Here is a 25105-nt window from a genome sequence, read left to right on the forward strand (position 1 = left end):
GGATGACTTCAGTCGCCATCGTCACCGGGGCGTCCAGCGGGATCGGCGCGGCCACCGCCCGCCGGCTCGCCGCCGAGGGGTTCCACGTGCTGGCTGCCGCCCGGCGTACCGACCGGCTGGCCGCGCTGGTCGCCGAGATCGAGGCGGCCGGCGGCGCGGCGACAGCGGTGGCCTGCGACGTGACCTCGGACGAGTCGGTGGCCGGCCTGGCCGCCGCCGCCGAGGCCGCACCCGGGCCGGTCACGCTGCTGGTGAACAACGCGGGCGGCGCCCGCGGCCTGGACCCGGTCGAGACCGCCGACGTGGGCGACTGGCAATGGATGTACGACGTGAACGTGCTCGGCACGCTGCGCGTCACGAAGGCGCTGCTCCCGGCGCTGGAGCGCTCCGGCGCCGGCACGGTCGTGATCGTCAGCTCCACCGCCGGGCACGTGGTCTACGAGGGCGGCGGCGGCTACACGGCCGCCAAGCACGCGCAGACCGCGATCGCCGGCACGCTCCGGCTGGAACTGTGCGGGCGCCCGGTCCGGGTGATCGAGATCGACCCCGGCATGGTGAAGACCGAGGAGTTCGGCCTGGTCCGCTTCGGCGGTGACACCGACCGGGCCGAGGCGGTCTACGCCGGAGTCGCCGAACCGCTGGTGGCCGACGACGTCGCCGACTGCGTCGCCTGGTGCGCGACCCGCCCGCACCACGTCAACATCGACCAGCTCGTGGTCCGCCCGCTGGCCCAGGCCGCGCAGCACAAGGTGCACCGGACGTCCTAATGGAGCGTCCGCTCGGCGTGGCCACCCGGGGCACGACGAACCCCAACCGGCTCCGGCGGGTGGACAACTGGATCGTCGAGACCTGCCGCGACGCGCTGCGCGCCGCCGCAGACCCGCTGGTGGTGGACCTGGGCTACGGCGCCACCCCGGTCACCCCTGTCGAACTGCGGGCCCGTCTCGCGGCCGGGGTCCGCGCCGACGTGCGGGTGGTCGGCCTGGAGATCGATCCGGTACGCGTGGCCGCCGCCCTGCCCGCCGCCGACCCACCCGGGCTGACGTTCGCCAGGGGCGGCTTCGAGCTGGCCGGACTGCGTCCCGCGCTCGTGCGGGCGTTCAACGTGCTCCGCCAGTACGACGAGAGCGAGGTGGCCGACGCCTGGCGTACCGTCACCGGACGGCTCGCGCCGGACGGGCTGCTGGTCGAGGGCACCTGCGACGAGCTGGGGCGGCTCGGCTCCTGGGTGCTGCTCGACGCCACCGGACCGCGCACGCTCACGCTGTCGGCGAAGCTGACCACGCTGGAGAGCCCTGCCACGCTCGCCGAGCGGCTGCCGAAGGCGCTGATCCACCGCAACGTGCCGGGCGAACGCGTCCACGACCTGATCGACGCGCTGGAGCACGCGTGGCGCTCGGCCGCCGGTTACGCCCCGTTCGGCCCCCGGCAGCGCTGGCTGCGTACGGTCGAGGCGGTGAAGGAGTCAGGCTGGCCGATCCAGGGCACCCCCCGCACGTGGCGCCACGGCTACCTGACGCTCCCTTGGCCCGCCGTAGCCCCCCGCTGACCGCCGGCAGTCAGCCGCTGGCAGTCAGCCGTCCCTTCCGCGGAGCCCTGTCCCCGCGCGTTGATCTTGCACTTACTGCCCCGGCAGAACGGGCTAAACCGCCCGCCCCGGGGGCCAGAAGTGCAAGATCGCGGGGGTGAGGCGGGGCGGGGCGGGGCGGGTCAGATGGTGCAGTTGATGAGGACTGGCTCGGGGTGGAGGGTTACGCCGAAGCGGGACTGCACGCCGTCGCGGATCTCGCGCGCCAGCGCCACCAGCGCGGCCGCACTCGCCGTGCCGGAGCGGTTTGTCAGCGCCAGCGTGTGCTTGCTGGAGATGGCGACGCCCTCCGGGCCCGCGTACCCCTTGCCGAACCCGGCCTTGTCGATCAGCCACGCCGCGCTGACCTTCACCGCCCCGTCGGCACCAGGCCAGTGCGGCGGCTCTCCCACGTCGGCGGCGCGTTGCCGCATCCGCTCGAACACCTCGCCCGGCAGCACCGGGTTGGTGAAGAACGAGCCCACCGACCAGGTGTCCGGGTCGGCCGGGTCGAGCACCATGCCCTTGCCGGCGCGCAGCTTGCGCACGGTGGCGCGGGCGTCGGCGAGCGGCACCCGGTCGCCCACCTCGACGCCGAGCGCCCGGGCCAGTTCGGCGTAGCGGACCGGGCCGGACAGCGGGGACCGGGTGAGCCGGAAGTCGACGGTGAGCACCACCCAGCGGTCGCTGTACTTGAAGATGCTGCCCCGGTAGACGAACCCGCAGTCGGCGGCCGGGATCCGGACCACCCGGCGCTCCGTCCGGTCGTACGCCTCGACGGCGACGATCGTCTCGGCCACCTCCTGGCCGTACGCGCCGACGTTCTGGATCGGGGTCGCGCCGGCCGAGCCGGGGATGCCGGAGAGGCACTCCAGCCCGGACCAGCCGTGCTCGACGGTGGCGGCGACGAGGTCGTCCCACGGCTCGCCGGCTTCGACACGTACCGTGACGGTGTCGCCGTCCTCGGCGACGGCCCGGAACCCCCGGGAGCGGACGAGCACGACGGTGCCGGGGAAGCCCTGGTCGCCGATGACGACGTTGCTGCCGCCGGCCAGCACCAGAACGGCCTGCTCGCGGGCTTCCGCTTCCTGCACCTTCAGGACGATCTGGGTGGCGTCCTCGGCGGTCTCCAGCCGCCCGGCGGGTCCGCCGAGCCGGAGCGTGGTGTAGCGCGCCAGGGTGGCCGGATCGGTCGGTTCACCGGCAGTAGCCGGTTCGGCGTAGACGTCTGACACGCCTTTCACCCTAGGCTGAGGGGTAGCCGGAGCACCCACTGGTGGCCCGGTCACCCCCGGGAGGATGGCGATGAGCAGACTGCACCACACGAAGGACTTCTGGATCGGCGCGCTGCGCACGGAGGGCCCCGCCTTCGCCACGGCGGTGGCTGAGGCGCCGCCCGAGACACCGGTGCTGTCCTGTCCCGGCTGGACTGTCACCGACCTCGCTCATCACCTGACCCGCGCGTACGTCTGGGCGGGCACCGTGCTGTCCACGGGCGGCACCACGCGCCCGGAGCGGCACGACCCGGAGCCGCCGGCGGGTCTGACCGCGGCGCAGTGGTACGCGCAGGAGTACGAGCGGCTCACCGCGCTGCTGGAGGCGACTGATCCGGAGGCGCCGGCCTGGAACTTCGCGCCCCAGCCGAAGAAGACGGCCTTCTGGCCGCGCCGGATGGCGCACGAGACGGCCGTGCACCGCTGGGACGCCCAGCTCGCGATCGGTGCGGGTGATCCGATCGAGGCGAAGCTCGCGGCCGACGGGGTGAGCGAGGTGCTGGACACCTGGCTGCCGGCGGGCCGGCGGGTGCAGCCCGGGCAGTGGCGCGGCGTGGTGCAGCTGAACGCGACAGACGCGGCGCAGGAGTGGTACCTGCGGTTGCGGGGTGAGGGGGTCGCGCTGCTGGACACCGCGACGATCCTCGACCACGACGACCACCGCGCGCGGGCGCAGGTGTCGGGTACGGCGAGCGATCTGCTGCTGGCGCTGATGGGCCGGATCAGCTTCGACGCGCTGGACGTGGCGGGCGATCCGGCCCTGCTGGGGGGCCTGCGGGTCGGCTGACGACGGGCACCGGACGGAGAGGGGCGGCGGCCGTCCCTCTCCGTTTCTTTTCGGACAGCTCTGAGAGCGCTCTCTTGACAAGGTCCGGGACCCTCCACCACGCTGTCGTGAGAGCGCTCTCTTAGTTCCGGAACCGCCTTCCACCACCCGTTTCGACGACCCGAGAGGTCAGGGACAGCATGCTCACCTTCACGCGCCGCCGCTTGGCGGCGGTGGCAGTGGTCGCCGCCACCGCGCTGCTCGGCACCACCGCCTGCGGCGGCGGCGACGATGCCGCCGCCGACGGGCCGATAACGCTCACCGTCGACGTCTTCGGCCAGTTCGGTTACGCCGATCTCTACCAGGAGTACATGGCCAGCCACCCGGGGGTGAAGATCGTCGAGCGGGGCACCGGCGGCAACCTCGACGAGTACTCCCCGAAGCTCACCCAGTGGCTCGCCGCGGGCAAGGGCGCCGGCGACGTGGTCGCCATCGAGGAGGGCCTGCTCGTCGAGTACAAGGCCAACCCGCAGAACTTCGTCAACCTGCTCGACCACGGCGCGGCCGACCTGAAGGGCAACTTCCTCGACTGGAAGTGGAACCAGGGGCTCACCGCCGACGGCAAGCAGCTCATCGGCCTCGGCACCGATGTCGGCGGCATGGCGATGTGTTACCGCACCGACCTGTTCGCCAAGGCCGGCCTGCCCACCGACCGCGAGGCGGTGTCCAAGCTCTGGCCCACCTGGCAGGACTACATCAAGGTCGGCGAGCAGTTCACCGCGAAGAAGACCGGCGCGTCGTTCCTGGACGCCGCGACCAACACGTTCAACACGATCCTGCTCCAGACCGCCGGCAACAGCAGCGGCTACAGCTACTACGACACCGGCAACAACCTGGTCGTGGGCAGCAACCCGGCGGTGAAGCAGGCGTACGACACCACGATGGACATCATCGACTCGGGGCTGTCCGGCAAGTACGGCTCCTGGTCCGAGGAGTGGGTGTCGGCGTTCAAGCAGTCGAAGTTCGCCACCATCGCCTGCCCGGCCTGGATGACCGGCGTGATCGAGGGCAACGCGGGCGCCGGCGCCAAGGGCAAGTGGGACATCGCCCAGATCCCCGGCAACGGCGGCAACTGGGGTGGCTCGTTCCTCGCCGTGCCGAAGCAGAGCAAGCACCAGGCCGAGGCGATCGAGCTGGCCAAGTTCCTGACCAGCGCCAAGGGTCAGATCGGCGCGTTCAAGGCGAAGGGCCCGCTGCCCTCGTCGCCGCAGGCGCTGGAGGACCCGGCGATCATCGACTCGAAGAACGCCTACTTCTCCGAGGCGCCGGTCGGGAAGATCTTCGCCGAGGGCGCCAAGAGCCTGAAGCCGGTCTACATGGGACCGAAGAACCAGGCCGTACGCACCGAGGTCGAGAACGCCGTCCGCTCGGTCGAGCTGGGCAAGCGCTCACCGGAGCAGGGCTGGACCGACGCGGTCGCCAACGCCGAGAAGGCCGCCGCCAAGTAACCCGAGCAGCGCGTGCGGGCGGCCACCCGGCCACGGGGGCCGCCCGCACGGCGGAAAGGAGTCCCGGGTCATGGCCGTCCAGCTCGACGCCCGCCCGCCGGTCGCACCGGCACCCCGTCCCACCCGTCCCGGCCTGGGCAACCGGCTCAGCCGGATCGACACCAAGTACTCGCCGTACCTGTTCATCGCCCCGTTCTTCCTGCTGTTCGGCGTCTTCGGGGCGTACCCGCTGGCGTACACGTTCTGGGTCTCGCTGCACGACTGGGACCTGCTCGGCGCCGAGCACCCGTTCGTCGGCCTCGACAACTACACGCAGTTGCTCGCCGACTCGGACTTCTGGCACTCGGTCGTCAACACGCTGGGCATCTTCGTGATCTCCACGGTCCCCCAGCTGCTCGCCGCGCTCTGGCTGGCCAACCTGCTCAACCGGCAGTTGCGGGCCCGTACCACCTGGCGGATGGCGGTGCTGATCCCGAACGTCACCTCGACCGCCGCCGTGGCGATCGTGTTCGCGGTGCTGTTCGGCCGCGAGTTCGGCATGATCAACTGGCTGCTCGACCACGTCGGGATCAGCGCGATCGACTGGAAGGCGAACCGGTTCGCCGCCTGGGTCGCCATCTCCACCATGGTCGACTGGCGCTGGACCGGCTACAACGCGCTCATCTTCCTGGCCGCCATGCAGGCCATCCCCCGCGACCTGTACGAGTCGGCGGCGATCGACGGCGCCGGCCGGGCCCGCCAGTTCTGGTCCATCACGGTGCCGCTGCTCAAGCCGACGATCATCTTCGCGGTCATCATCTCCACCATCGGCGGCCTCCAGCTCTTCACCGAGCCCCGGATGTTCAACTCCGGCACCAACGCGATCCGCGGCGGGCCGCTGCGGGAGTCGCAGACGGTGACCATGTACATGTTCGAGAACGCCTTCGCGCCGCACTACAACTTCGGCTACGGCTCGGCGGTCGCCTGGCTGCTGTTCGCGCTGATCGCCGTGGTCGCGGCGATAAACGTCCTGCTCCTGCGCCGGCTCGGCGGCGGCTCCCGCAAGGAGGTCTCCCGATGACCCGCCTCTGGTCGGCAAGCCGGCTCACCTACCTGGCGCTGACGCTCTCGGCCGTCCTGTCGATCTTCCCGATCTACTGGATGTTCGTGGTGGCCAGCCGGACCAGCGACACGATGGGCCAGGTGCCGCCGCCGCTCACCCCGGGCGGCAACCTCGGCGCCAACATCGCCCGGCTGTTCGACAACACCGACGCGTACTTCCTGACCGGCCTGATCAACTCGGCGATCGTCGCCACCACCGTGACGATCTCGGTGGTGTTCTTCTCCACGCTGGCCGGGTTCGCGTTCGCCAAGCTGCGCTTCCGCGGGCGCAACGCGCTGCTGCTGGTCATCGTCGCCACCATGATGGTCCCCACCCAGCTCGGCGTGATCCCGCTCTACCTGCTCATGACGAAGCTGAACTGGAACGACAGGCTGCCCGCCGTGATCGTGCCGGCGCTTGTCACCGGCTTCGGCGTGTTCATGATGCGCCAGTACGCGGGCCAGGCGGTCAGCACCGAACTGATCGAGGCGGCCCGGATGGACGGCTGCAACACCGCGCGGATCTACTGGAACGTGGTGCTGCCCGCGCTGCGCCCGGCCGCCGCCGTCCTCGGCCTGCTCACGTTCATGACCACCTGGAACGACTTCCTCTGGCCGTACGCGGTGCTGAACGACCCGGAGAACCCGACGGTGCAGCTGTCGCTGCGGGCCCTCTCCGACGGGTACTACCAGGACATGTCGCAGGTGTTCACCGGCACGGCCATCGCCACGCTGCCGCTGCTGCTGGTGTTCATCGTCTTCGGCCGCCAGATCATCGGCGGGATCATGGAAGGTGCGGTCAAGGCATGAGCAACGTCCGATTCCCGGAGGGTTTCGTCTGGGGCGGGGCCACCGCCGCGTACCAGATCGAGGGCGCCGCCCGCGACGACGGTCGCGGCCCGTCGATCTGGGACACCTTCAGCCGTACGCCGGGCGCGGTGTTCCAGGGACACACCGGCGACGTGGCCTGCGACCACTACCACCGGTACGCGCAGGACGTCGCGCTGATGGCCGACCTGGGGCTGCGGGCGTACCGGTTCTCGGTGTCCTGGCCCCGGGTACGGCCGGACGGCACCGGCCCGGTCGAGCCGCGCGGGCTGGACTTCTACGACCGGCTGACCGACGCGCTGCTGGACGCCGGCCTCGACCCGATCGTCACGCTCTACCACTGGGACCTGCCGCAGGCGCTGGAGGACCGGGGCGGCTGGACCGTCCGGGAGACCGCCGAGCACTTCGCCGAGTACGCGCTCGCCGTGCACGGCCGCCTCGGCGACCGGGTCCGCACCTGGACCACGCTCAACGAGCCGTGGTGCTCGGCCTACCTCGGGTACGGCTCCGGGGTGCACGCGCCGGGGCGCCGCGACGCCGGTGACGCGTTCCGGGCCGTACACCATCTGCTGCTCGGCCACGGCCTGGCGGCGCGGGCGCTGCGCGCGGCCGGCGCGGAGACGCTCGGGATCACGCTCAACCTGGCCGACGTGCAGCCGGCGGACGCGGGCAGCGCCGCTGACGCCGAGGCGGTCCGGCTGGTCGACGGCCTGCACAACCGGATCTTCCTGGACCCGCTCACCGGCCGCGGCTACCCGGCGGACGTGCTGGCCCACGTCAGCCGGATCGTCGCGCCGGACTTCGTCCGGGACGGGGACGAGAAGCTGATCGCCGCGCCGCTGGACCTGCTGGGCCTGAACTACTACGCGCCCACCTACGTGGCCGGGCGTGCGGGCGGCGCGGGCGGCGCCGCGTACCCGGGGACCGCCGGGACCGTCGAGTTCCTGCCGCCGGCCGGGCCGCTGACCGACATGGGCTGGTCGATCGAGCCGGCCGGGCTGACCCGGCTGCTGGAACGGGTCGCGGCCGACTATCCCGGACTACCTCTGATGATCACCGAGAACGGCGGGGCGTTCCCCGACACCGACCTCGACGAGCAGGGCGGGGTGGCCGACGCCGACCGGGTCGCCTACCTCGACGGGCACCTGCGCGCGGCACACGAAGCCATCGCCCGCGGCGTGGACCTGCGCGGTTATCTCGTATGGTCGGTGCTGGACAACTTCGAATGGGCCGAGGGTTACCGGAAGCGGTTCGGGATCGTCCACGTCGACTACCTGACCCAGCGGCGCACACCAAAGCACAGCGCCCGCTGGTACCAGGAGGTGATCGCCCGGAACGGGCTGTGACGAGGTGGTGGTTACGGGGATGACGACGGCACAGCGACCGACCCTGGAGGCGGTGGCCCGGCTGGCCGGCGTGTCCCGGGCCACCGTGTCCCGGGTGGTGAACGGCTCGACCACAGTCGCCGAGCCGATCCGGCAGGCGGTACGCCGGGCGGTCGAGGAACTCGGGTACGTCCCGAACCTCGCCGCCCGCAGCCTGGTCACCCAGCGAACCGACTCGGTGGCGCTGGTGATGCCCGAGGCGGCCACCCGGGTGTTCTCCGACGACCAGGTGTTCCCGGGCATCATCCGGGGCGCGGCACAGGAGTTGGAGGCGGCGGACAAGCAGCTCGTGCTGATGCTCGCCGGTTCGCCGGCCGGGCACGAACGGGTCGAGCGGTATACCACCGGCCGGCACGTCGACGGGGTGCTGTTCGCCTCGCTGCACGGCGAGGACCCGCTGCCCGGCCGGCTGGCCCGCCTCGGCATCCCGGTGGTGTGCAGCGGACGGCCGCTCGACGGCGCCGACGTGCCGTACGTGGACGTGGACCACGAGGGCGGCGTGAGCACTGCGGTCCGGCACCTGATCGCGAGCGGGCGGCGGCGGATCGCCACCATCGCCGGCCCGCAGGACATGGTCGCCGGGATCGAACGGCTGATCGGCTACCGCACCGCGATCACCGAGGCCGGGCTGCCGGAGCTGGTCGCGTACGGCGACTTCACCCGGGAGTCCGGCACCGCCGCGATGCGCGAACTGCTCGCCGCCGACCCGGAGCTGGACGCCGTGTTCGCCGCCTCCGACCTGATGGCGCACGCCGCCCTGCGGACACTGCGGGAGGCCGGGCGGCGGGTGCCCGAGGACGTGGCGGTGATCGGGTTCGACGACATCGAGACGGCCGCGTACACCGAGCCGCCGCTGACCACGGTGCGGCAGCCGATAGTGGAGCTGGGCCGGTCGATGACCCGGCAACTGCTGCGCATCGCCGCGGGCGAGCAGGTCGAGCAGGCGCTGGTGCTGCCGACCGAGCTGGTGCTGCGCGAGTCCGCCTGATCATCCGGTCGCGCTGGTTATCCGGTCGCGGCGCGGGTGGCGGCGGGGCTAGGGTCCGCCGGATGAGTGCAGCCGAGATCCGTCCCGCCCGCCCCGACGACGCGCCCGCCGTGGTGGCGTTGCGCGCGCTCGTCTTCCCCTATCTGGTGCGCGGAGTCGAGTCGACCCGCCGCATGATCGCCGAACCGCCGCCCGGCGAGGACTGGGCGGCCTGGGTCGCCGAGGCGGACGGCGAGGTCGTCGGCTGGGCGTCGGCGTACCGCAACACGCAGACCTCGACGCCCGGCGTGGGGATGATCTCCCTGCTGCACGTACACCCGGCGCATCGCCGTCATGGCACCGGCGCGGCGCTGTTCGACACCGCGCTCGGGCACCTGCTGACGCTCGGGTCCACCGAGGTGCTCACCTACGCGCATACCGAGTCGCTGCCGTTCGCGCAGCGGCACGGCTTCACGCCCAGTCGGGAGGTGCGCTACTCGGCGCTGGACCTGAGCACGGCCCCACCGATGCCGCAGCCGCCGCCGGGCGTACGGCTGGTGTCCGCCGCCGGGCTCGACCCGCGTCTGGTGCACCGGGTCGACGCCGAGGCGTCCCGGGACGAGCCGGGGGACGTGCCGACGGACTCGCTCGGCTTCGACCTGTGGCGGCACGAGTGCTGGGACAGCCCGGGGCTGGACCGGGAGGCGAGCACACTCGCCGAGGTGGACGGGGAACTGGTCGCGCTCACCCTGGTCCAGCGGGACGGCGAGCGGATGTGGTCGGACTTCACCGGCACGCTGCCCGCGTACCGGGGGCGCGGGCTGGCCCGGCTGGCCAAGCAGGCCGCGCTTCACCGTGCGGCGGCGCGCGGGGCTCGCACCGCGTACACCTCGAACCACGAGGTGAACGCGCCGATGCTGGCGGTCAACACCCGGCTCGGCTACCGGCCCGTGGACAGCCAGTGGTCGTGCCGGCGCACGCTCAGCTGAGGCCGGCGGCCACCCGCACCGCCGTGGCGTAGGTGTCGCCGCCGAACAGCACGAGCCGGGCCTCGGTGACGTGCGCCGGGGTGGCCGCGTGCAGCACTGTCAGCGCCTGCGCCACCGCGTCCTCGACCGGCCAGCCGTAGATCCCGGCGGAGATCAGCGGGAACGCGATCCGGGTCGCGCCCAGCCCGTCGGCGACGCGCAGGCTGTTGGCGTAGCAGTCGCGCAGCAGCGCCGAGCGGTCCTCGCGCGGCGAGAAGACCGGGCCGACCGTGTGCACCACCCAGCGGGCGGGCAGGTTGCCGGCGGTGGTGGCGACGGCCTGGCCGGTCGGCAGCCCGCGCCCGTAGCGGGAGGCGCGCAGCGCGCGGCACTCCTCCAGGATCGCCGGGCCGCCGCGCCGGTGGATCGCGCCGTCCACTCCCCCGCCACCGAGCAGCGACGAGTTCGCGGCGTTGACTATGGCGTCGACCTGCTGCGCGGTGATGTCCCCCTCGATCAGGACGGTGTCCATCTCAGCTCTCCTCGACGGGCTGGCCCAGCGACCGGCGGGCCAGCAGCGCGGCCCCGGCAACGGCGGCCGGCATGACCAGCACCGCGCCGAGCGGGATCAGGAAGCACAGGAAGACCGCCACCCCGAAACCGAGCGCCGTCGGCCGGTCGGCGCGCAGCCGCGCCCGCCGATCCGGCAGCCGCATCCCGCGCCGGTAGAACGGCGCGCCCACCAGCTCCAGCGCCAGGAACCAGCCACCCACCAGGGCGCCGACCACCGGGACCACCGTCTGTCCCACCACCGGGATGAAACCGGCGGCGAACAGGGGTACGCCGATCAGCGCGGACAGCGCCACCAGGCGCAGCGAGTCGGCGAGGCTGCGTCGCAGCGAGGACCAGAACGGCACGTCCACGGCACCGGGGGTGCCGCCGAGCCGGTCCTCGACCCGCTCGGAGATCGCCTCGTAGAACGGGTCGCCGATGACGAGCGTGACGGCGGTGAACGTGAGCACCCCGACCAGCCCGGCGACCCCGACCACCGCCAGCCCGGCGGCGACCCGCAGCAGCCCGCGCCAGGGCGACGACCAGTCGTCGGCGAACGGGGTGAGCCAGCCCGCCACGTCGTCCACGAAGTAGAGCAGCGTGGCGAACAGGGCCACGTAGAGCGCGCCGGTGATCAGCGCCGGGATCACGCCGAGCAGCATCAGCTTCGGGCTGCGGACGTACATGCCGAAGCCGCGCAGCAGCAGCCCGGCGCCGCCGAGGAAGCGGGTGGCCGCGCCGGTGACCGGCGCGACGGTACGGGAGGCGTTCACGACGGCACAGCCTAATCTCCCGGTGCACCACAATGGGCCTGTGCGTGCGTCCCGGCTGATCTCGCTTGTGCTGCTGCTCCAGTCGCGGGAGACGATGACCGCCGCCGAGCTGGCCCGCGAGCTGGAGGTGTCCGAGCGGACCGTCTACCGGGACGTGCTGGCGCTCTCCGCCGCCGGTGTCCCGGTGTACGCGGACCGGGGCCGGGCCGGCGGCTACCGGCTGCTCGGCGGCTACCGGACCCGGCTGACCGGGTTGAGCCGGGACGAGGCCGAGGCGCTGTTCCTGGCCGGGCTGCCCGGACCCGCCGGGGACATGGGACTGGCCGACTCGGTGGCGGCCGCCGAGCTGAAGGTGCTCGCCGCGCTGCCGCCGAGCCTGCGGGACGCGCCCGCCCGTACCGGGCAGCGGTTCCACCTGGACGTGCCCGGCTGGTTCCGGGAGACCACGCCGCCGCCGACGCTCGCCGAGCTGGCCCGGGCGGTCTGGCGGGACCTGATGGTCGAGCTGCGCTACCGGCGCGGGGACCGGGAGGTGACCCGCACGCTGGCGCCGTACGGGCTGGTGCTGAAGAACGGGGTCTGGTATCTGGTCGGCCGGGTCGGTGACGGCTGGCGGACGTACCGGGTGGACCGGGTGGTGGCGGTCGAGGTGAGCGCCGACGGCTTCGAGCGGGACGAGGGCTTCGACCTCGGGGCGTACTGGCGGGAGCAGGCGGGCGCGTTCCTGCGCGAACTGCTGCGGGAGCGGGTGACGGTGCGGCTCGGCCCGGCCGGGTTGCGGGCGCTGCGGCACCTGGTGGACGCGCCGTTCGTCTACACCGAGGCGGTGGACGCGGCCGGGCCGCCGGACGAGCAGGGCCGGCTGGTGCTGCGGCTGCCTGTCGAGTCGGTGGGCGTGGCGTACACCCAGTTGCTGGCGCTCGGCCCGGAGGTGGAGGTGCTGGCGCCGCCGCAGTTGCGGGCGCGCTTCGCCGAGGCGACCCGCCGCGCGGCGGCGCTCTACACCGATCCGCCGTCCGACGGTCAGCGGTAGCCGTCTGGGTCGGCCGGCTTACCAGGCTTGACCACCTCCTCGTAGTAGCGGGCCCAGTGCGGGCGGCTGCCGTCGACGTCGGTGAAGCCGTACACCTGGGCCAGGCCGCCGCTGTCCAGCGACTGGCCGTTCCAGCGGGCCCGGTCCGGGTCGGCGGCCAGGGCGGCGACCGCGCGCCCGACGAACGCCGGCGTCTCCGACATGACGAAGTGCGGTTCGGTCTTCGCGCCGTCACGCCAGTTCGCCTCGGTGACGCCGTAGTGTTCGAGCATCGCCTCCGAGCGCAGCCAGCCGGGCGTGAGCGAGACGGCGGTGCAGCCGTGCGGGGCCAGCTCGTGCGCCTGGCTGAAGCCGAGCCGGTTCACCGACACCTTCGCCAGGTCGTAGAAGACCGACAGGCGGTACTCGCTGTCGTTGTGCTCCTTGGTGCCGTCGCCGACCTCGACGACCAGGCCACCAGGGTTGCGGATCAGCAGCGGCAGCGCGAAGTGGCTGGTGATGATGTGCGTGTCGACAGCCAGCCGCAGCGTGCGGAAACCGGCGTCGAGCGGCTGTTCCCAGACCGGCTTCTCCCAGGTGATCAGCGGGTCCGCGCCCCAGACGTCGTTCACGAGCACATCCAGTCGGCCCTGCTCGGCGTCGATCCGCTCGACCAGGCCGCGTACCTGCTCGGGGTCGAGGTGGTCGACAGCGACGGCGATCCCGGTGCCCCCGGCGGCGGTGACCAGCTCGGCGGTCTCCTCGATGGTCTCCGGCCGGTCCATCTCGGAGCGGCGCTCGCGGGTGGTGCGGCCGGTGGCGTAGACGGTGGCTCCGGCGGCGCCGAGCTGCACGGCGATCTGCCGGCCGGCGCCCCGGGTCGCGCCCGCGACGAGCGCGACAGTTCCGGTCAGTGGTGAGTTCATGGGATCACCGTGTCACCGATACCTGACAGCGGAAGTCCGATTTCCCCGGAGAACGGGATGGGCGATCATCATCGGTATGCACCTGCTGCTGTCCGGGATCGTCGGCTCCGTCGCGTACGGGCTGGCCGGCCCCGGCTCGGACACCGACCGGATCGGCGTGTTCGCCGCGCCCACAGTCGCGTTCCACGGCCTGCGCCCGCCCCGCGAGTCGGTGGTCACCACCGACCCGGACGTCACGCTGCACGAGGCCCGCAAGTACGCGCTGCTGGCGCTGAGCGGCAACCCGACCGCCACCGAGCTGATGTGGCTGCCCGAGGACTGCTACGAGACACGTACCGGATTCGGCGAGGAGCTGATCGCGATCCGCTCGGCGTTCCTCAGCGCGCCCCGGGTCCGCGACGCCTACCTCGGGTACGCCTCGCAGCAGTTCCGCAAGCTCACCACCGCCCCGGCGGACAGCGGCGGGCGACGGCGTTCGGCGAAGCACGCCCGGCACCTGGCCCGGCTGCTGCACCAGGGCCGGACGCTGTACGCGACAGGCGTACTGGAGATCCGCCTCGCCGACCCGGAGTGGTTCCGCGCGTTCGGCGAACGGGTCGCCGGTGGCGCGCTGGACGAGGCGCAGGCCCTGGTGGCGGCCGCCGAGGCGGAGTTCGACCGGACCCGATCGCCGCTGCCGGAGCGCCCGGACGAGGAGACAGTGGAACGCTGGCTGCTCGCCGTCCGGGCGGCGCACCTGCCGCGCTGAGCGGTCACTGCACGTCGAACTCGTTGCCCTCCGGGTCGGCCATCGTGGTGTGCTCGCTGCCCCGGTCGGCGACCTCGGCCAGCACCGTCGCGCCGAGCGCGGTCAGCGGGCGCGTTCGCCCGCTACGAGGTGCTGCACCGGCCGGACGACCTCGCGGGCTGGCTGGCCGTGTCCCGGCTGCGCCTGGACCCCGCCACCGTCACCGTCGACGCGGACGACCTGGCCGCCGCCCGCCGGCTGCGCGACGCGCTCTGGCGGGTGACGCAGGCGCGTACCCACGACGAGACCCCGCCCGCCGCGGACCTGGCGGTGGTGAACGACGCCGCGCCGGGCTGCCGCTGAGCCCGCAGGCCGGTCCCGACGGCAGCCGGTCCTGGCGTACGCCGCTGACCGGCGCGCAGGTGGTCGCGACGTTCGCCCGGGACGCGGTCGACCTGCTCACCGGCCCGTACGCGGACCGGATCCGGGAGTGCGGCGCGCACGACTGCCGACTGGTCTTCGTGGACACCTCACGGCCGGGGCAGCGCCGCTGGTGCGCGATGGAACGCTGCGGCAACCGGCAGAAGGCGCGCGCTGCGGTCCCGGCGCGCGCCCGGCTGACTCAGTCCGCCAGGCGTACGCGCACCCGGCGGTTGGCCCGCCCCTTGCTCTCCACCTTGACCACCTGGACCTTGCCGATCTGGGCGGTGGAGGCGACGTGCGTGCCGCCGTCTGCCTGCACGTCCAGCCCGACGATGTCGACGATCCGCACCTCCTGCTCCTCCGGCGGGATCAGGTTCGACTGGGTACGGATGATGTCCGGCAGGGCGAGCGCCTCGGCGCGCGGCAGCACCCGCACCGCCACCGACCGGTCGGCGGCCACCTCGGCGTTCACCAGCTCCTCGATGCGGGCCTTGAAGTCCGGCGGCACCTCGGGGAGGTTGAAGTCCATCCGCGCCTCGCCCGGCTCCATGTTGCCGCCCGTGACGAGCGCACCGAAGTCGCGGAACACCACGCCGCAGAGCACGTGCAGGCCGGAGTGGGTACGCATCAGCATGGTCCGGCGGGCGTCCTCCACCGCGCCGGCCACCTCGGTGCCGACCGGCGGTACCGGGTCACCCTCGGCCGGGATCAGCCACAGGTCGTCGCCCTTGCGGGTGCCGACGATCCGGGTCTGTACGCCCTGCCAGAGCAGCACCCCGTGATCCGGCGGCTGCCCGCCGCCACCGGGGTAGAACGCGGACCGGTCCAGCACGATGCCCTGCTCGGGATCGGCCTCCAGCACCCGGCAGGTCCACTCGCGCAGGGTCGGGTCCGCGAGGTCGAGCCGGTGCGTACGGCCGTGGTGTGTGACGCCCATGGACGGCGACGTTACCCGTTGAGGAACTCCGAGACGCGCTCCCGCAGGTCGGCGCGCTCGGTCCAGAGCACGCCGGGCCTGTCGTAAACGTGCAGTGTGGCGTTCGGGAGCGCGGCGGCGAGCCGTTCGGCGACGGCGACCGGGTGCAGGTCGTCCTCGGCGGCGGCGATGACCAGCGCCGGCGCGGTGACCGCGGCGAGCGACCCGGCGTCGTCGAGCGGGGCCTGGGCGGGCAGGTCGGCCAGCCCCGGCGCGAGCCCGTCGCGCAGCAGCTGGTCGAGCCGTTGCCGCAGGTACGCCCACCCGGCCGGGGTGTTGCGCACCGACGGCGGCAGTTCCAGCGACACCGCGTCGGCCAGTGCCGAGGCGTCGCCCTCGGCCACCGCGTCGAGCAGGCCGGTGAGCCGGGCGCGGGCCACCTCGCCGCGCGGCTCGTCCAGCACGGCGGGCAGGAAGAAGACGAGCCGCTCGAAGCGTTCCGGGCTCTCCGCGAGCAGCCGGCACAGCGCGCCCGCGCCGAGGCTGGCGCCGAACGCCCGGGTCGCGCCGCCCAGGTCGGCGACGGCGCGCAGATCACGGGCGAGGTCCAGGTAGCTCCACGGACCGGGCGGGGAGTCGGAGCGGCCGTGCCCGCGGAACTGGAAGAAGATGCGCCGCCCGGCGACGCCGCTGCCGAACGGACGGGTGGTGGCGATGCCGCTGCCCAGCCCGTGCGCGAACACGGTGACCGGGTCACCGGTGCCGGTGACCAGCCGTTCCAGGCTCACCCCATGCGGGGTGGCGACCAGCTCCGTCTCCGGCTCGGGCAGCGCGGGACGCCCGGTCCGGGGCGCGCCGGGGCCGGGCCCCCAGGTGCGGGGACCGCCGTCCGGCGGCGGAGGCCAGCGGAAACCTCTCACCAGGACCCTCGGCCGTCGTGCAGATCCCGCAGACCCGGCCGCACGTCGAGCAGGTAGATGAGACCGGCGGCGATGCCGATCAGTCCGAACAGGCTGATCGGGCCGAATCCGAGCAGGGTCAGCAGCAGGCAGACCGCCAGAATGGCGACCCAGCCGCCCTTGGGCAGCGTGCCGAGCGCGGCGAAACCGTCGCCGCGCTGGGTGACCGCGTGCACCAGCGCCACTCCCTGTACGACCAGGGCGAAGACGAGCAGGATCAGCTGGATCACGTCTTGGACTGCGAACGCGAAGATCGGCGCGGCGATGGCCATGGGGGCAAGCTTATGCCGAGACCCCGGAAACGTCCGACAAGACGTTGTCCGGGGTCCGGTGGAGCATCAGGTCACTCGGCGGCCGGGCGGGTCCGCTTCGTGGCCTTCGGCAGCTTCGCCGACGGGGTGGCCGGCTTGGTCGCCTTGGTGGCGGTCGTCTTGGCGACGGCCTTGGTCGCGGTCGCCTTGGTGGCGCGGGTGCGCTTCACCGCGGCCGGCTTGGCGGCCACCGCCTCGGCCACCTCGGCCGGGCTGGGCACCTCGGTCGTCGCGGCGGCCTTCGGCGCGGTCTCCGGCTTCGGGGTGATCTCGGTCTTCGGGGCTACCTCGGTGCCGGTCGCCTCGGTGGCCTCGATGTCGGCGTTCACCGTGTCGGCGGCCTCCAGCACGCCGACGCCGACGACGCGCTCACCGCGGGCCACCAGCTCGGCGTACGCGGCCAGCGCGCGCTCCTGCGCGGCGTGCGCCCCGGCCACCACGACGGCGGCGTTGCGGGTGGCGGCCTCGCGGAGCTTGTCCAGGTTGGTCGCCTCGCGCAGCTTCTCCAGGTTCGCCGCCTCGCGCAGCTTCTCCAGGTTGGCGGCCTCGCGGAGCTGGTCGAGGTCGGTGGCGACGGCGCGCTCGCGCAGCCCGGTGGCGGTCTGGTTGGCGGTCTTCAGCGTCTCGGTGGCCTTCTGGCGCAGCTCGAAGCCGGTGACCACGGCCTTGCCGCCGAGGTCGGTCACGACCCGGGTGCCGAGGCCGCTGACCACTGTCGGCAGCTTGCGCAGCTGCTCCAGGGCCAGCTCACCGGCGCCGGCGGCGGCGTAGAGGGGTGCGGGGATGCGGTTGGTCTTCGGCTGGGTGGTCATGACTGCTCCTCTTCGGCCGCACCGGCGGCCTTCCGGGCCGCCCGGCGGGCGGTCGTGTCCTGCGGGGCGGCGGTGGTCGGGGCGGGCGCGGTGGTCGGGGCGGGCGCGGCACCCGCTTCGGTGACGGCTACCGATTCGAGGACCGCCTCGGTCGGCGTGCCCTCCGGCGTGACCGGACCGGTCGCGGCCGCCGCCACCGTCGCCGGCGCCTCCGGCGCGGTGGCCGGCTCGGTCGCGGCGGCCTTCTCGGCCGTCTCCGCCGCCTCGGTCGCCTCGGCCAGGCGGGCGTTCTCGCGCCGGAACGTCTCGTAGATCTGGGTGAGCGACTGCTTCTGGGCCATGGTCAGCTCGGGGTCGACGGCGATCGCCGCGAGCACGCCCTGGCCCTCCTTGTCGTCCAGCAGCCCGGCACGCAGGTACATCGCCGGGGTGGAGACACGAAGCGCGCTGGCGAGCTGCTGGAGCACCTCGGCACTCGGCTTGCGCAGCCCGCGCTCGATCTGGCTCAGGTAGGGATTGCTGACGCCCGCCTGCTCGGCGAGCTGGCGCAGTGAGATCTTCGCGTTGCGCCGCAGGTCGCGAATGAACCCGCCGACATCGGGAAGGTCCTTGCTGGTGGCCATGACTCAACGCTAGCTCGAGCCGCTAACTCCTGCAAGCAAAACGCTAGCCAGAGTTAGCAGGGTCACCGAAGGTGGGTTGCGGAGGCCATGTCCGGTCCGTACCGTTCTCCCCCGTGACCAAGATCGATATCAACGGTGCCCAGCTCGCGTACGACGAGAGCGGCACCGGCACCGCCGTGGTGCTGCTGCACGCCGGCATCGCCGACCGGCGGATGTGGCGCGGGCAGATCCCGGCGCTCGCGCAGCAGCATCGGGTGATCGCACTGGACCTGCGCGGCTACGGCGAGTCGGAGCTGCCGACCACGCCGTTCGCCCACCACGACGACGTGGTCGGGCTGCTCGACGCGCTGGGCATCGAGCGGGCCGCGCTCGTCGGCTGCTCGTTCGGTGGCCGGGTCGCGGTGGACACCGCGCTCGCCCACCCGGAGCGGGTCTCGGCGCTGGCGCTCTTCGGCGCCCCGGTCTCCGGCAACGAGTGGTCCGAGGAGACCGAGCAGCTCTGGGAGGAGCTGGTCGGCGACGTGGACCCGGAGGACTTCGCCGCCACCGCCGCCGGCGAGGTGCGGTTCTGGGTGGTCGGCCCGACCCGCCGCCCGGAGGACGTCGACCCGGAGCTGATCCGGTTCGCCGAGGAGATGGACCGCCGGGCGCTCGCCGCCGAGCAGGCGCTCAGCGCGATCGAGGTGGGCGAGCTGGACCCGCCGGCCATCGACCGGCTGGGCGAGCTGCGCGTACCGGTGCTGGTCGGCACCGGCGCCGACGACCTGGCCGACATCCGCCGACTGGCCGACCGCATCGCCGACGAGGCACCCCAGGGCGTCCGCATGCCGGACGTCCCCGACGCGGCCCACCTGCTCCCCTTGGAGCGCCCCGCCGAGGCGAACGCCGCCCTCCTGCCCTTCCTTGCCTGACCTTCCCCCTCTCCCTTTGCCGCGTTGATCTTGCACTTGCGGCCCTCGGGGTGCCCGGGATGGGCGGTTTGCCGGGGCAGCAAGTGCAAGATCGCCGGGGGTAGAGGGCGGGGCTACCAGAGGGGGCGGATGGCTCCTACCGGGAGGCCGCCGCCCAGCAGGGGTGGCTCGGCGTACTCGGTGAGGATGGGGGCGCGCACGTTCAGGCGCGCCAGGGCCGAGGTCAGGACGGGTGTGCGGGCCCTCGCGGCGCCGTCGTCGATCTTCAGGGCCACGGCGCCGACCTCCGGGATCGCCGCCGCGATCACACCCTCCGCGCCGATCTTGGCGAGCAGACCGGGTACGCCGCGCATCAGCCGCGTGTCCTCCGCCTGGGTGCCGCCGACAAGCTCCGGGTACGCCCGCATCGCGTCCGCCACCGTCCGCTCGACGGTGCCCGGCTCGGCCTCGACCAGCCGCAGGAACGCCCGCGCCAGGCCGGTCAGCGAGACGGCGAGCACCGGCGCGCCGCAGCCGTCCACCCCGACCGCCGCCGCCCGCTCGCCGGTGAACTCCTCGATCGTGGCGGTCAGGCACTGCTGGAGCGGGTGCTCGGGCCGCCAGTAGCCGTCCAGCGGCCAGCCCGCGGCCAGGCAGGTGCGCACCATGCCGGCGTGCTTGCCGGAGCAGTTCATCAGCACCCGGGCCGGGCCGCCGCCGGCGCGCAGCACCGCCTCCCGGGCGGCCTCGCCGAACGGCAGGTCCGGCGGGCAGTGCAACGCCTCCTCGGTCAGGCCGGCGTCGCGCAGCAGCGCTGTCACCCGCTCGACGTGGAACTCCTCGCCGGCGTGGCTGGCCGCGACGAGCGCGATGTCGGCCGGGTCGGTGAGCGGCAGGCCGGCCCGGAGCATGCCGATCGCCTGCATCGGCTTGCTCGACGAGCGGGGGAAGATCGGCGAGGTGACGTCGCCGGCCCCGGCGACCGGCTCACCGGCGGCGTCGAGCACCACCACGGAACCCCGGTGGACGCCCTCCACGAAGCTGGACCGGACCACCTCGGCGAGCGGCACGCCGCCCTCGTACGTTTTTCCCACGGTATGGACGGTACCGAGGGGACGGACCCGGTCGGCGGCGGGGTGACCTGCGACGTCGACCGGGGCGGTACGGGGTCGGAGCGGGGTGCGCCGCTTACCGGACGGTAGCCGGGACGCGGAGCAGCGTACGGGCCTCGGCGGTGGTCAGCGGAGGCCGCTGGGCGAGCTGGGCGAAGCCCACCGCCCGCGCGACGAGCTGCATGTTGGACTCCACCGGGCGGCCCTTCGCGTACGTGACCGTGTCCTCCATGCCGACCCGCAGGTGACCACCTGTCGACAGCGAGGCCAGCATCACCGGGATGGTGCTGCGCCCGATGCCGGTGGCCGCGAACGTGGTGCCCTCGGGCAGGTCACGCAGCATCTGCTGGGCCGCGACAAGGGTCGCTGTGGTGCCCGGCATGCCACCCGGCACGCCCATCACGAAGTCGACGTGCACGTGCCCGCCGTGCGGCAGGCCGTACTTGCCGAGCAGCCGCTGCAGGGCGGTGAGGTGGCCCAGGTCGAAGATCTCGTACTCGGGGACGACGCCCCGCTCCTGCATCCGGGTGTGCAGGTCGACGATGAACTCCCACCTGTTGAGGAAAACGTCGTCGCCGAAGTTGACGGTGCCCATGGTGCAGGAGGCCATGTCCGGCGCGGCGTCGAGCACCGCCAGCCGGGCCGATTCCGGGTCGGTCACCGCGCCGCCGGAGGAGAGCTGCACGATCAGGTCGGTGCTCTCCCGCAGCGCCGCCACCGTGTCGCGCAGCCGCCCCTGGTCGAGCGTGGGCCGCGCGTCGTCGTCACGGATGTGGACGTGGATCACGGCGGCGCCGAGCGCCTCGCACTCCTTGGCGGTCAGCAGCAGCTCGTCGAGCGTCACCGGCAGCGCCGGCACCTCCGCCTTCGCCGACTCCGCGCCGGTGGGGGCAACCGTGATCAACGTCCCTGTCGTCATGCCCCGGATCCTAGACCGGCACCCGACGCCGGGTCGACCGGAGGATTTCCGGTGCGGGCGGCGTCAAGAAGGGACCCTTCCTCTACCGGAGGCGTTAATAGGGAGCCCTTCCTTACACGTCGATGGCGGCGGCGCTCTCGCCGACGAGCAGGCGGGCGTCGTCGGGCGTGTTGCGCTTCAGCACGGCGAGCGCCACCTGACCGAGCTCGTAGTGCTGCACGGCGGTGCCCACGAAGCCGACCGTCCGGCCGTCGAGCGTCACCGGCGTACCGGCCACCGGCGGCTGGTCGCTCGCCACGCCGTCGAGGTGCAGCAGGACGAGCCGGCGGGGCGGCTTGCCGAGGTTGTGCACCCGGGCGACCGTCTCCTGCCCCCGGTAGCAACCCTTGTCCAGGTGCACGGCCGGGGCGATCAGGTCCACCTCGGCCGGGATCGTCCGGTGGTCGGTGTCCACGCCGGCCCGGGCCCGCTTGGCGGCCACCCGGATCGCCTCGTACGCCCACAGCCCGGCCACCGGCACCCCGGCGCCGCGCAGTTCCGCCACCACCCCGTCCATGGCGGCCCGGGGCACGAGCAGGTCGACGCCGAGCGCCACCCGCCGGGCCCAGCCGCCGACGGGGAGCGGCTTGACGTCGTACACCACGGAGGGCCGCGCGGGCAGCTCGCCGGAACGGAACTTCGGACCCGGCACCGCTGCTACGTCGGGTGCGGCCAGCCCGGTGACGCCGAGCGTGTCGAGCGCGCCCTGCGCCTCCGGACCGACCAGCGACAGCAGCGCGTGGTCGGCGGTGGCGTCGCGCGGGTCGACCCTGCTGAAGAACCGCATCTTCTCCAGGTATGACAGCAGGCCCTCGGTCATCCCCGGTTCGGTGTCGAGCCAGGTGGTCTCGCCGTCGTCGGCGACCATGGCGTGCTGCTCGACGTGCCCGTGCGGGGAGAGCACCAGCAGCTCGGTGCCCTGCCAGGGGGCCAGCGCGGCCAGGTGCTGGCTGGTGAGCGTGTGCAGCCAGCTGATCCGTTCCTCGCCTGGGACCGCGACCACGCCCCGGTGCGAGCGGTCGACCAGGCCCACGCCGGTGGCCAGGAGCCGCTGCTCGCGCATCGGGTCGCCGTAGTGGGCGGCTACCGGGCCGACCCCGGCCGCCCGGTGGGCCGGCTCGGGCTGGTCCCGGGTCTTGTCGTCGATGGCGTCGGTGGTCACCGCGCCCGCGATGTCGATCATGTGCGTTCCCCGTCCTGTGCGCACCGGCCGCAGACCCCGAAGAGCGCGACGTGCCCGATGTCGACCTGGAATCCGCGCTGCTCGGCCAGTTGGTCGGTGAGCGGGCGGAGCATCTCGGGGGCGATCTCGTCGATCGCCCCGCACTCCCGGCACACCAGGTGCACGTGCTGGTGCTCACCGGCCGCGTGGTAGGTGGGCGAGCCGTGCGACAGGTGCGTGTGCGTGACCAGGCCGAGCCGTTCCAGTAGCTCGAGCGTGCGGTAGATGGTGGTGATGTTGACGCCGGCCGCCACCTCGCGCACCGCGGTGTGCACCTGCTCCGGGGTGGCGTGCCCCAGATCCAGGACGGCCTGGAGCACCAGCTGCCGCTGCGCCGTCAGCCGCAGCCCGCGCGAGCGGAGCATTTCCGCGAGGGAGGATTCGGACACCCTTCGATCATAGTTCGGCCGCCGCGCGGGCCGGCCCGCCGCCGGGGGTACGCCACTACGCTTCGCCAATGGGTACGACACGGGTGGCGGTGCTCGGCCGGGGGATCGTACCGGCGGGTGAGCCGGTGCTGCGTGGCGACGACCGGGGTGTCCTGCACGGCGACGGCCTGTTCGAGACGCTGCACCTGCGGAACGGCCGCCCCTGGCTGCTGGAGCCGCACCTGGCCCGGCTGCGGGCTGGCGCGGCGGCGATCGACCTGCCGCTGCCCCCTGAGGCCGCGCTCGTCGAGCTGCTGGACACGGTGCGCGCCGGCTGGCCCGCGCAGACCGAGGGCGCGTTGCGGCTGGTCTGCACGCGCGGACCGGAGGGCGGTGGGCCACCCACGGTGTACGCCACGCTGGGCGAGGTGCCGGAGTCCGTCCGGGCGCCCCGGCGCACCGGGGTGACGGTGGCCACGCTGCCGCTCGGGGTGGCCGCCCGGTCCCGCCCGGAGCTGGGGTGGCTGCCGGGCGGTGTGAAGTCCACCTCGTACGCGCTCAGCACCGCGGCCCGGCGCTGGGCGCAACGGACCGGCGTGGACGACGTGCTCTGGGTCTCGACCGACGGCTACGTGCTGGAGGGCCCCACGGCGAACGTGGTGTGGCTGAGTGGCGGCCGTCTCCTCACGGTACCGACGGCACAGACCGGGATCCTGCCCGGCGTGACCGCCGGCCATCTGCTGGAACGCGCCGGAGAGCTGGGCCTGACCGCAGACGAGCACCTGCCCACCGTCGCCGACCTGCACGAGGCCGAGGCCATCTGGCTGACCAGCTCGCTGCGCGGCCCGGTGGAGATCACGACCCTGGACGGCATTCCCCGCCCGAGTTCCCCGGTGACCCAGCGCATCCAGACCCTCCTGAACTTCCCCCCACCCCGTTGACCATGAAGTTGGCGGCGGCAAATCGGGCAGGGACCGCCGTCAACTTCATGATCGCCGGAGCGAAGAAAGGGGAAGGTCAGCCGGCCACCCGGGTCAGGCGGGCGGAGAGGTGCGGGCTCAAGGGCTGGCCCACCGCGGCCATCTCCTGCGCGTAGAGCAGGGCGCCCTCGACGATGCCGAACAGCCGGGCACCTGCGGTGACCTCCTTCGCCGTGGCGGTACGCACGACCGCGTCGGTGGCGAACTCGATCTGGGTGCCCTTGCGCTTGCCGATGTGCAGCTCCATCACGCCGGTCGGCGTGGTCATCAGCGCCTCCAGCTCGTCCGTCACCCGCTCACCGTCGAGCACCGGACGCCACCAGCCCACCTCACGACCGGCGGGACGGACCGGGCGGCTCTGCTCGTCCAGGATCCACGCCCGCGACTCGTAGAACAGGAACGGCCGGCCGTCGTGGCTGATCCGGATCTCCTGCGCGTAGTCGAAGTCCTCGATCGTCGGGAACCCACCCCGGCCCCGGCCGCGCCACACCCCGACGTACGGCAGCAGGCCGTCCAGGCTCGGGTGCAGCTTCGGGCCGACGCGCAGGTCGTGGCTCTCCTCGTACGGGTACGGGTCGACCGGCGGCGCGTTCAACCACGGCGGCTGAAGCGGATTCTCACTATTCACAGCGCCACCTTCGTTCGCGACTGCGGGGCTCGCAAAACCGGCTCACTCCTCGCGCTCACCATTTACCTCTAGCTATGCGGACCGCGACGTACACCAGGCCACCGGCGAGCGCGCCCAGGCCGGCGACCAGCAGGCTGACGAACCCGATCTCGGTAACCATCCGGGCCATCCTATGCTGGCGTCATGGCGCGCACTCTCGTCGTCAAGGCCACCGCCGGCGCGGACTCACCGGAACGCTGCGCCCAGGCGTTCACCGTCGCCTCCACCGCAGCAGCGGCCGGGGTGGACGTGTCGCTCTGGCTCACCGGCGAATCCACCTGGTTCGCACTGCCCGGGCGGGCGGAGACGTTCGAGCTGCCGCACTCCGCGCCGCTCGGCGAACTGCTGCACGTGGTCCTGACCACGGGCCGGGTGACCGCCTGCACCCAGTGCGCAGCCCGGCGGGACATCGGGCCGGGCGACGTCATCCCCGGCGTACGCATCGCGGGCGCCGCGGTGTTCGTCGAGGAGGCGATGGCGGAGGGCGCGCAGGCGCTCGTCTACTGAGCGGCCCGCCCGGGTCGTCCACTC

Annotated in this window: 31 protein-coding genes; 15 read left to right on the forward strand and 16 right to left on the reverse strand. The window is 73.1% G+C overall.

What is annotated here, in order from left to right:
* Positions 1 to 2 precede the first annotated feature (2 nt).
* Together CLT75_RS21565 and CLT75_RS21570 are read left to right on the forward strand one after the other, a co-directional pair.
* The gene (locus tag CLT75_RS21565; protein ID WP_135242199.1) at positions 3 to 767 is read left to right on the forward strand and encodes an SDR family oxidoreductase; all 765 of its coding nucleotides are present in this window, start codon (positions 3 to 5) and stop codon (positions 765 to 767) included.
* Positions 767 to 1549 (forward strand): class I SAM-dependent methyltransferase, encoded by a 783-nt coding sequence (locus CLT75_RS21570; RefSeq protein ID WP_135242200.1) that lies wholly within the window; start codon positions 767 to 769, stop codon positions 1547 to 1549. The genes CLT75_RS21565 and CLT75_RS21570 overlap by 1 nt, the downstream gene beginning before the upstream one ends.
* A 161-nt stretch (positions 1550 to 1710) precedes the next feature.
* On the opposite strand, the gene CLT75_RS21575 is transcribed toward CLT75_RS21570, so the two are convergent.
* The gene (locus tag CLT75_RS21575) at positions 1711 to 2802 is read right to left on the reverse strand and encodes a UDP-N-acetylmuramate dehydrogenase (protein WP_135242201.1); all 1092 of its coding nucleotides are present in this window, start codon (positions 2800 to 2802) and stop codon (positions 1711 to 1713) included.
* A 70-nt stretch (positions 2803 to 2872) separates the two neighbouring features.
* On the opposite strand from CLT75_RS21575, the gene CLT75_RS21580 reads away from it, so the two are divergent.
* The 7 genes from CLT75_RS21580 (at position 2873) to CLT75_RS21610 (ending at position 10364) form a co-directional block, all read left to right on the forward strand.
* Positions 2873 to 3628 (forward strand): maleylpyruvate isomerase family mycothiol-dependent enzyme, encoded by a 756-nt coding sequence (locus CLT75_RS21580; protein ID WP_135242202.1) that lies wholly within the window; start codon positions 2873 to 2875, stop codon positions 3626 to 3628.
* A gap of 179 nt (positions 3629 to 3807) precedes the next feature.
* Positions 3808 to 5115 carry an ABC transporter substrate-binding protein gene (locus CLT75_RS21585; RefSeq protein WP_121683308.1) on the forward strand — a complete coding sequence of 436 codons (1308 nt, stop codon included), beginning with the start codon at positions 3808 to 3810 and terminating at the stop codon, positions 5113 to 5115.
* A gap of 70 nt (positions 5116 to 5185) precedes the next feature.
* Positions 5186 to 6175, forward strand: coding sequence for a carbohydrate ABC transporter permease (locus tag CLT75_RS21590; protein ID WP_135242203.1), 990 nt, complete (start codon positions 5186 to 5188; stop codon positions 6173 to 6175).
* Complete coding sequence (locus CLT75_RS21595; protein WP_030504579.1) at positions 6172 to 7005, forward strand: carbohydrate ABC transporter permease; 834 nt, start codon at positions 6172 to 6174, stop codon at positions 7003 to 7005. Before CLT75_RS21590 ends, CLT75_RS21595 begins: the two co-directional genes overlap by 4 nt.
* On the forward strand, positions 7002 to 8369 hold the full coding sequence (locus CLT75_RS21600; protein ID WP_135242204.1) for a GH1 family beta-glucosidase: 1368 nt from the start codon (positions 7002 to 7004) through the stop codon (positions 8367 to 8369). Before CLT75_RS21595 ends, CLT75_RS21600 begins: the two co-directional genes overlap by 4 nt.
* 19 nt (positions 8370 to 8388) lie before the next feature.
* The gene (locus tag CLT75_RS21605; RefSeq protein ID WP_135242205.1) at positions 8389 to 9396 is read left to right on the forward strand and encodes a LacI family DNA-binding transcriptional regulator; all 1008 of its coding nucleotides are present in this window, start codon (positions 8389 to 8391) and stop codon (positions 9394 to 9396) included.
* Positions 9397 to 9458: 62 nt separating this feature from the next.
* On the forward strand, positions 9459 to 10364 hold the full coding sequence (locus CLT75_RS21610; RefSeq protein WP_135242206.1) for a GNAT family N-acetyltransferase: 906 nt from the start codon (positions 9459 to 9461) through the stop codon (positions 10362 to 10364).
* Here CLT75_RS21610 and CLT75_RS21615 read toward each other — a convergent pair.
* Entirely contained in the window at positions 10357 to 10875 is a 519-nt protein-coding gene (locus tag CLT75_RS21615; RefSeq protein ID WP_135242207.1) for an O-acetyl-ADP-ribose deacetylase, read from the reverse strand. The genes CLT75_RS21610 and CLT75_RS21615 overlap by 8 nt on opposite strands.
* Position 10876: 1 nt before the next feature.
* Positions 10877 to 11668: an EI24 domain-containing protein gene (locus CLT75_RS21620; protein WP_135242208.1), complete on the reverse strand. Its 792-nt coding sequence runs from the start codon at positions 11666 to 11668 to the stop codon at positions 10877 to 10879.
* A gap of 40 nt (positions 11669 to 11708) precedes the next feature.
* Here CLT75_RS21620 and CLT75_RS21625 point away from each other — a divergent pair, with 40 nt between their 5' ends.
* Entirely contained in the window at positions 11709 to 12701 is a 993-nt protein-coding gene (locus CLT75_RS21625) for a helix-turn-helix transcriptional regulator (protein ID WP_135242209.1), read from the forward strand.
* Here CLT75_RS21625 and CLT75_RS21630 read toward each other — a convergent pair.
* Entirely contained in the window at positions 12692 to 13606 is a 915-nt protein-coding gene (locus CLT75_RS21630) for an SDR family oxidoreductase (RefSeq protein WP_135242210.1), read from the reverse strand. The genes CLT75_RS21625 and CLT75_RS21630 overlap by 10 nt on opposite strands.
* A 76-nt stretch (positions 13607 to 13682) precedes the next feature.
* Here CLT75_RS21630 and CLT75_RS21635 point away from each other — a divergent pair, with 76 nt between their 5' ends.
* Entirely contained in the window at positions 13683 to 14354 is a 672-nt protein-coding gene (locus tag CLT75_RS21635; protein ID WP_135242211.1) for a DNA polymerase beta superfamily protein, read from the forward strand.
* A 4-nt stretch (positions 14355 to 14358) separates the two neighbouring features.
* On the opposite strand, the gene CLT75_RS32720 is transcribed toward CLT75_RS21635, so the two are convergent.
* On the reverse strand, positions 14359 to 14439 hold the full coding sequence (locus tag CLT75_RS32720) for a VOC family protein (RefSeq protein WP_357210556.1): 81 nt from the start codon (positions 14437 to 14439) through the stop codon (positions 14359 to 14361).
* A gap of 44 nt (positions 14440 to 14483) precedes the next feature.
* Here CLT75_RS32720 and CLT75_RS33420 point away from each other — a divergent pair, with 44 nt between their 5' ends.
* Positions 14484 to 14696 (forward strand): ABATE domain-containing protein, encoded by a 213-nt coding sequence (locus CLT75_RS33420; RefSeq protein WP_486485241.1) that lies wholly within the window; start codon positions 14484 to 14486, stop codon positions 14694 to 14696.
* 259 nt (positions 14697 to 14955) lie between these two features.
* On the opposite strand, the gene CLT75_RS21645 is transcribed toward CLT75_RS33420, so the two are convergent.
* The 5 genes from CLT75_RS21645 to CLT75_RS21665 form a co-directional block, all read right to left on the reverse strand.
* Positions 14956 to 15693, reverse strand: coding sequence for an alanyl-tRNA editing protein (locus tag CLT75_RS21645; RefSeq protein ID WP_135242212.1), 738 nt, complete (start codon positions 15691 to 15693; stop codon positions 14956 to 14958).
* An 11-nt stretch (positions 15694 to 15704) separates the two neighbouring features.
* Entirely contained in the window at positions 15705 to 16592 is an 888-nt protein-coding gene (locus tag CLT75_RS21650) for an alpha/beta fold hydrolase (RefSeq protein WP_135242213.1), read from the reverse strand.
* Complete coding sequence (locus tag CLT75_RS21655; RefSeq protein ID WP_013288803.1) at positions 16589 to 16903, reverse strand: DUF2516 family protein; 315 nt, start codon at positions 16901 to 16903, stop codon at positions 16589 to 16591. Before CLT75_RS21655 ends, CLT75_RS21650 begins: the two co-directional genes overlap by 4 nt.
* 71 nt (positions 16904 to 16974) lie before the next feature.
* Positions 16975 to 17754 (reverse strand): hypothetical protein, encoded by a 780-nt coding sequence (locus CLT75_RS21660; RefSeq protein WP_135242214.1) that lies wholly within the window; start codon positions 17752 to 17754, stop codon positions 16975 to 16977.
* The gene (locus tag CLT75_RS21665; RefSeq protein WP_135242215.1) at positions 17751 to 18377 is read right to left on the reverse strand and encodes a helix-turn-helix domain-containing protein; all 627 of its coding nucleotides are present in this window, start codon (positions 18375 to 18377) and stop codon (positions 17751 to 17753) included. Before CLT75_RS21665 ends, CLT75_RS21660 begins: the two co-directional genes overlap by 4 nt.
* Before the next feature lie 113 nt (positions 18378 to 18490).
* On the opposite strand from CLT75_RS21665, the gene CLT75_RS21670 reads away from it, so the two are divergent.
* Positions 18491 to 19288 carry an alpha/beta fold hydrolase gene (locus tag CLT75_RS21670; RefSeq protein WP_486485242.1) on the forward strand — a complete coding sequence of 266 codons (798 nt, stop codon included), beginning with the start codon at positions 18491 to 18493 and terminating at the stop codon, positions 19286 to 19288.
* 113 nt (positions 19289 to 19401) lie between these two features.
* Here CLT75_RS21670 and CLT75_RS21675 read toward each other — a convergent pair whose 3' ends face one another.
* From CLT75_RS21675 to CLT75_RS21690, 4 genes are all read right to left on the reverse strand, one after another.
* On the reverse strand, positions 19402 to 20361 hold the full coding sequence (locus CLT75_RS21675) for an asparaginase (protein WP_135242217.1): 960 nt from the start codon (positions 20359 to 20361) through the stop codon (positions 19402 to 19404).
* 94 nt (positions 20362 to 20455) lie between these two features.
* Positions 20456 to 21298, reverse strand: coding sequence for a beta-keto acid cleavage family enzyme (locus CLT75_RS21680; protein WP_135242218.1), 843 nt, complete (start codon positions 21296 to 21298; stop codon positions 20456 to 20458).
* Positions 21299 to 21410: 112 nt separating this feature from the next.
* Positions 21411 to 22520 (reverse strand): CAF17-like 4Fe-4S cluster assembly/insertion protein YgfZ, encoded by a 1110-nt coding sequence (gene ygfZ, locus CLT75_RS21685; protein ID WP_135242219.1) that lies wholly within the window; start codon positions 22518 to 22520, stop codon positions 21411 to 21413.
* On the reverse strand, positions 22517 to 22948 hold the full coding sequence (locus CLT75_RS21690) for a Fur family transcriptional regulator (protein WP_135242220.1): 432 nt from the start codon (positions 22946 to 22948) through the stop codon (positions 22517 to 22519). The genes ygfZ and CLT75_RS21690 overlap by 4 nt, the downstream gene beginning before the upstream one ends.
* A gap of 68 nt (positions 22949 to 23016) precedes the next feature.
* On the opposite strand from CLT75_RS21690, the gene CLT75_RS21695 reads away from it, so the two are divergent.
* Positions 23017 to 23868, forward strand: a complete 852-nt coding sequence (locus CLT75_RS21695) for an aminotransferase class IV (protein ID WP_135242221.1) — start codon at positions 23017 to 23019, stop codon at positions 23866 to 23868.
* A 76-nt stretch (positions 23869 to 23944) separates the two neighbouring features.
* Here the strand turns inward: CLT75_RS21695 and CLT75_RS21700 are convergent, their stop codons facing one another.
* Together CLT75_RS21700 and mtfM are read right to left on the reverse strand one after the other, a co-directional pair.
* On the reverse strand, positions 23945 to 24535 hold the full coding sequence (locus CLT75_RS21700; protein ID WP_120572922.1) for a heme-binding beta-barrel domain-containing protein: 591 nt from the start codon (positions 24533 to 24535) through the stop codon (positions 23945 to 23947).
* A 55-nt stretch (positions 24536 to 24590) separates the two neighbouring features.
* Positions 24591 to 24695, reverse strand: a complete 105-nt coding sequence (gene mtfM / locus CLT75_RS33425; protein ID WP_013288813.1) for a small membrane protein MtfM — start codon at positions 24693 to 24695, stop codon at positions 24591 to 24593.
* A 23-nt stretch (positions 24696 to 24718) separates the two neighbouring features.
* Between mtfM and CLT75_RS21705 the strand changes: the two genes are divergently transcribed.
* Positions 24719 to 25081: a DsrE family protein gene (locus tag CLT75_RS21705; RefSeq protein ID WP_135242222.1), complete on the forward strand. Its 363-nt coding sequence runs from the start codon at positions 24719 to 24721 to the stop codon at positions 25079 to 25081.
* Positions 25082 to 25105 lie beyond the last annotated feature (24 nt).

This window comes from Micromonospora sp. CNZ285 (assembly GCF_004637285.1).

Coding starts and splice junctions, on each gene's coding strand:
- CLT75_RS21565 (WP_135242199.1), top strand. CDS start 3: ATGACTTCAGTCGCCATCGTCACCGGGGCGTCCAGCGGGATCGGCGCG.
- CLT75_RS21570 (WP_135242200.1), top strand. CDS start 767: ATGGAGCGTCCGCTCGGCGTGGCCACCCGGGGCACGACGAACCCCAAC.
- CLT75_RS21580 (WP_135242202.1), top strand. CDS start 2,873: ATGAGCAGACTGCACCACACGAAGGACTTCTGGATCGGCGCGCTGCGC.
- CLT75_RS21585 (WP_121683308.1), top strand. CDS start 3,808: ATGCTCACCTTCACGCGCCGCCGCTTGGCGGCGGTGGCAGTGGTCGCC.
- CLT75_RS21590 (WP_135242203.1), top strand. CDS start 5,186: ATGGCCGTCCAGCTCGACGCCCGCCCGCCGGTCGCACCGGCACCCCGT.
- CLT75_RS21595 (WP_030504579.1), top strand. CDS start 6,172: ATGACCCGCCTCTGGTCGGCAAGCCGGCTCACCTACCTGGCGCTGACG.
- CLT75_RS21600 (WP_135242204.1), top strand. CDS start 7,002: ATGAGCAACGTCCGATTCCCGGAGGGTTTCGTCTGGGGCGGGGCCACC.
- CLT75_RS21605 (WP_135242205.1), top strand. CDS start 8,389: ATGACGACGGCACAGCGACCGACCCTGGAGGCGGTGGCCCGGCTGGCC.
- CLT75_RS21610 (WP_135242206.1), top strand. CDS start 9,459: ATGAGTGCAGCCGAGATCCGTCCCGCCCGCCCCGACGACGCGCCCGCC.
- CLT75_RS21615 (WP_135242207.1), bottom strand. CDS start 10,875: ATGGACACCGTCCTGATCGAGGGGGACATCACCGCGCAGCAGGTCGAC.
- CLT75_RS21630 (WP_135242210.1), bottom strand. CDS start 13,606: ATGAACTCACCACTGACCGGAACTGTCGCGCTCGTCGCGGGCGCGACC.
- CLT75_RS21635 (WP_135242211.1), top strand. CDS start 13,683: ATGCACCTGCTGCTGTCCGGGATCGTCGGCTCCGTCGCGTACGGGCTG.
- CLT75_RS21645 (WP_135242212.1), bottom strand. CDS start 15,693: ATGGGCGTCACACACCACGGCCGTACGCACCGGCTCGACCTCGCGGAC.
- CLT75_RS21655 (WP_013288803.1), bottom strand. CDS start 16,903: ATGGCCATCGCCGCGCCGATCTTCGCGTTCGCAGTCCAAGACGTGATC.
- CLT75_RS21660 (WP_135242214.1), bottom strand. CDS start 17,754: ATGACCACCCAGCCGAAGACCAACCGCATCCCCGCACCCCTCTACGCC.
- CLT75_RS21665 (WP_135242215.1), bottom strand. CDS start 18,377: ATGGCCACCAGCAAGGACCTTCCCGATGTCGGCGGGTTCATTCGCGAC.
- CLT75_RS21680 (WP_135242218.1), bottom strand. CDS start 21,298: ATGACGACAGGGACGTTGATCACGGTTGCCCCCACCGGCGCGGAGTCG.
- ygfZ (WP_135242219.1), bottom strand. CDS start 22,520: ATGATCGACATCGCGGGCGCGGTGACCACCGACGCCATCGACGACAAG.
- CLT75_RS21695 (WP_135242221.1), top strand. CDS start 23,017: ATGGGTACGACACGGGTGGCGGTGCTCGGCCGGGGGATCGTACCGGCG.
- mtfM (WP_013288813.1), bottom strand. CDS start 24,695: ATGGTTACCGAGATCGGGTTCGTCAGCCTGCTGGTCGCCGGCCTGGGC.
- CLT75_RS21705 (WP_135242222.1), top strand. CDS start 24,719: ATGGCGCGCACTCTCGTCGTCAAGGCCACCGCCGGCGCGGACTCACCG.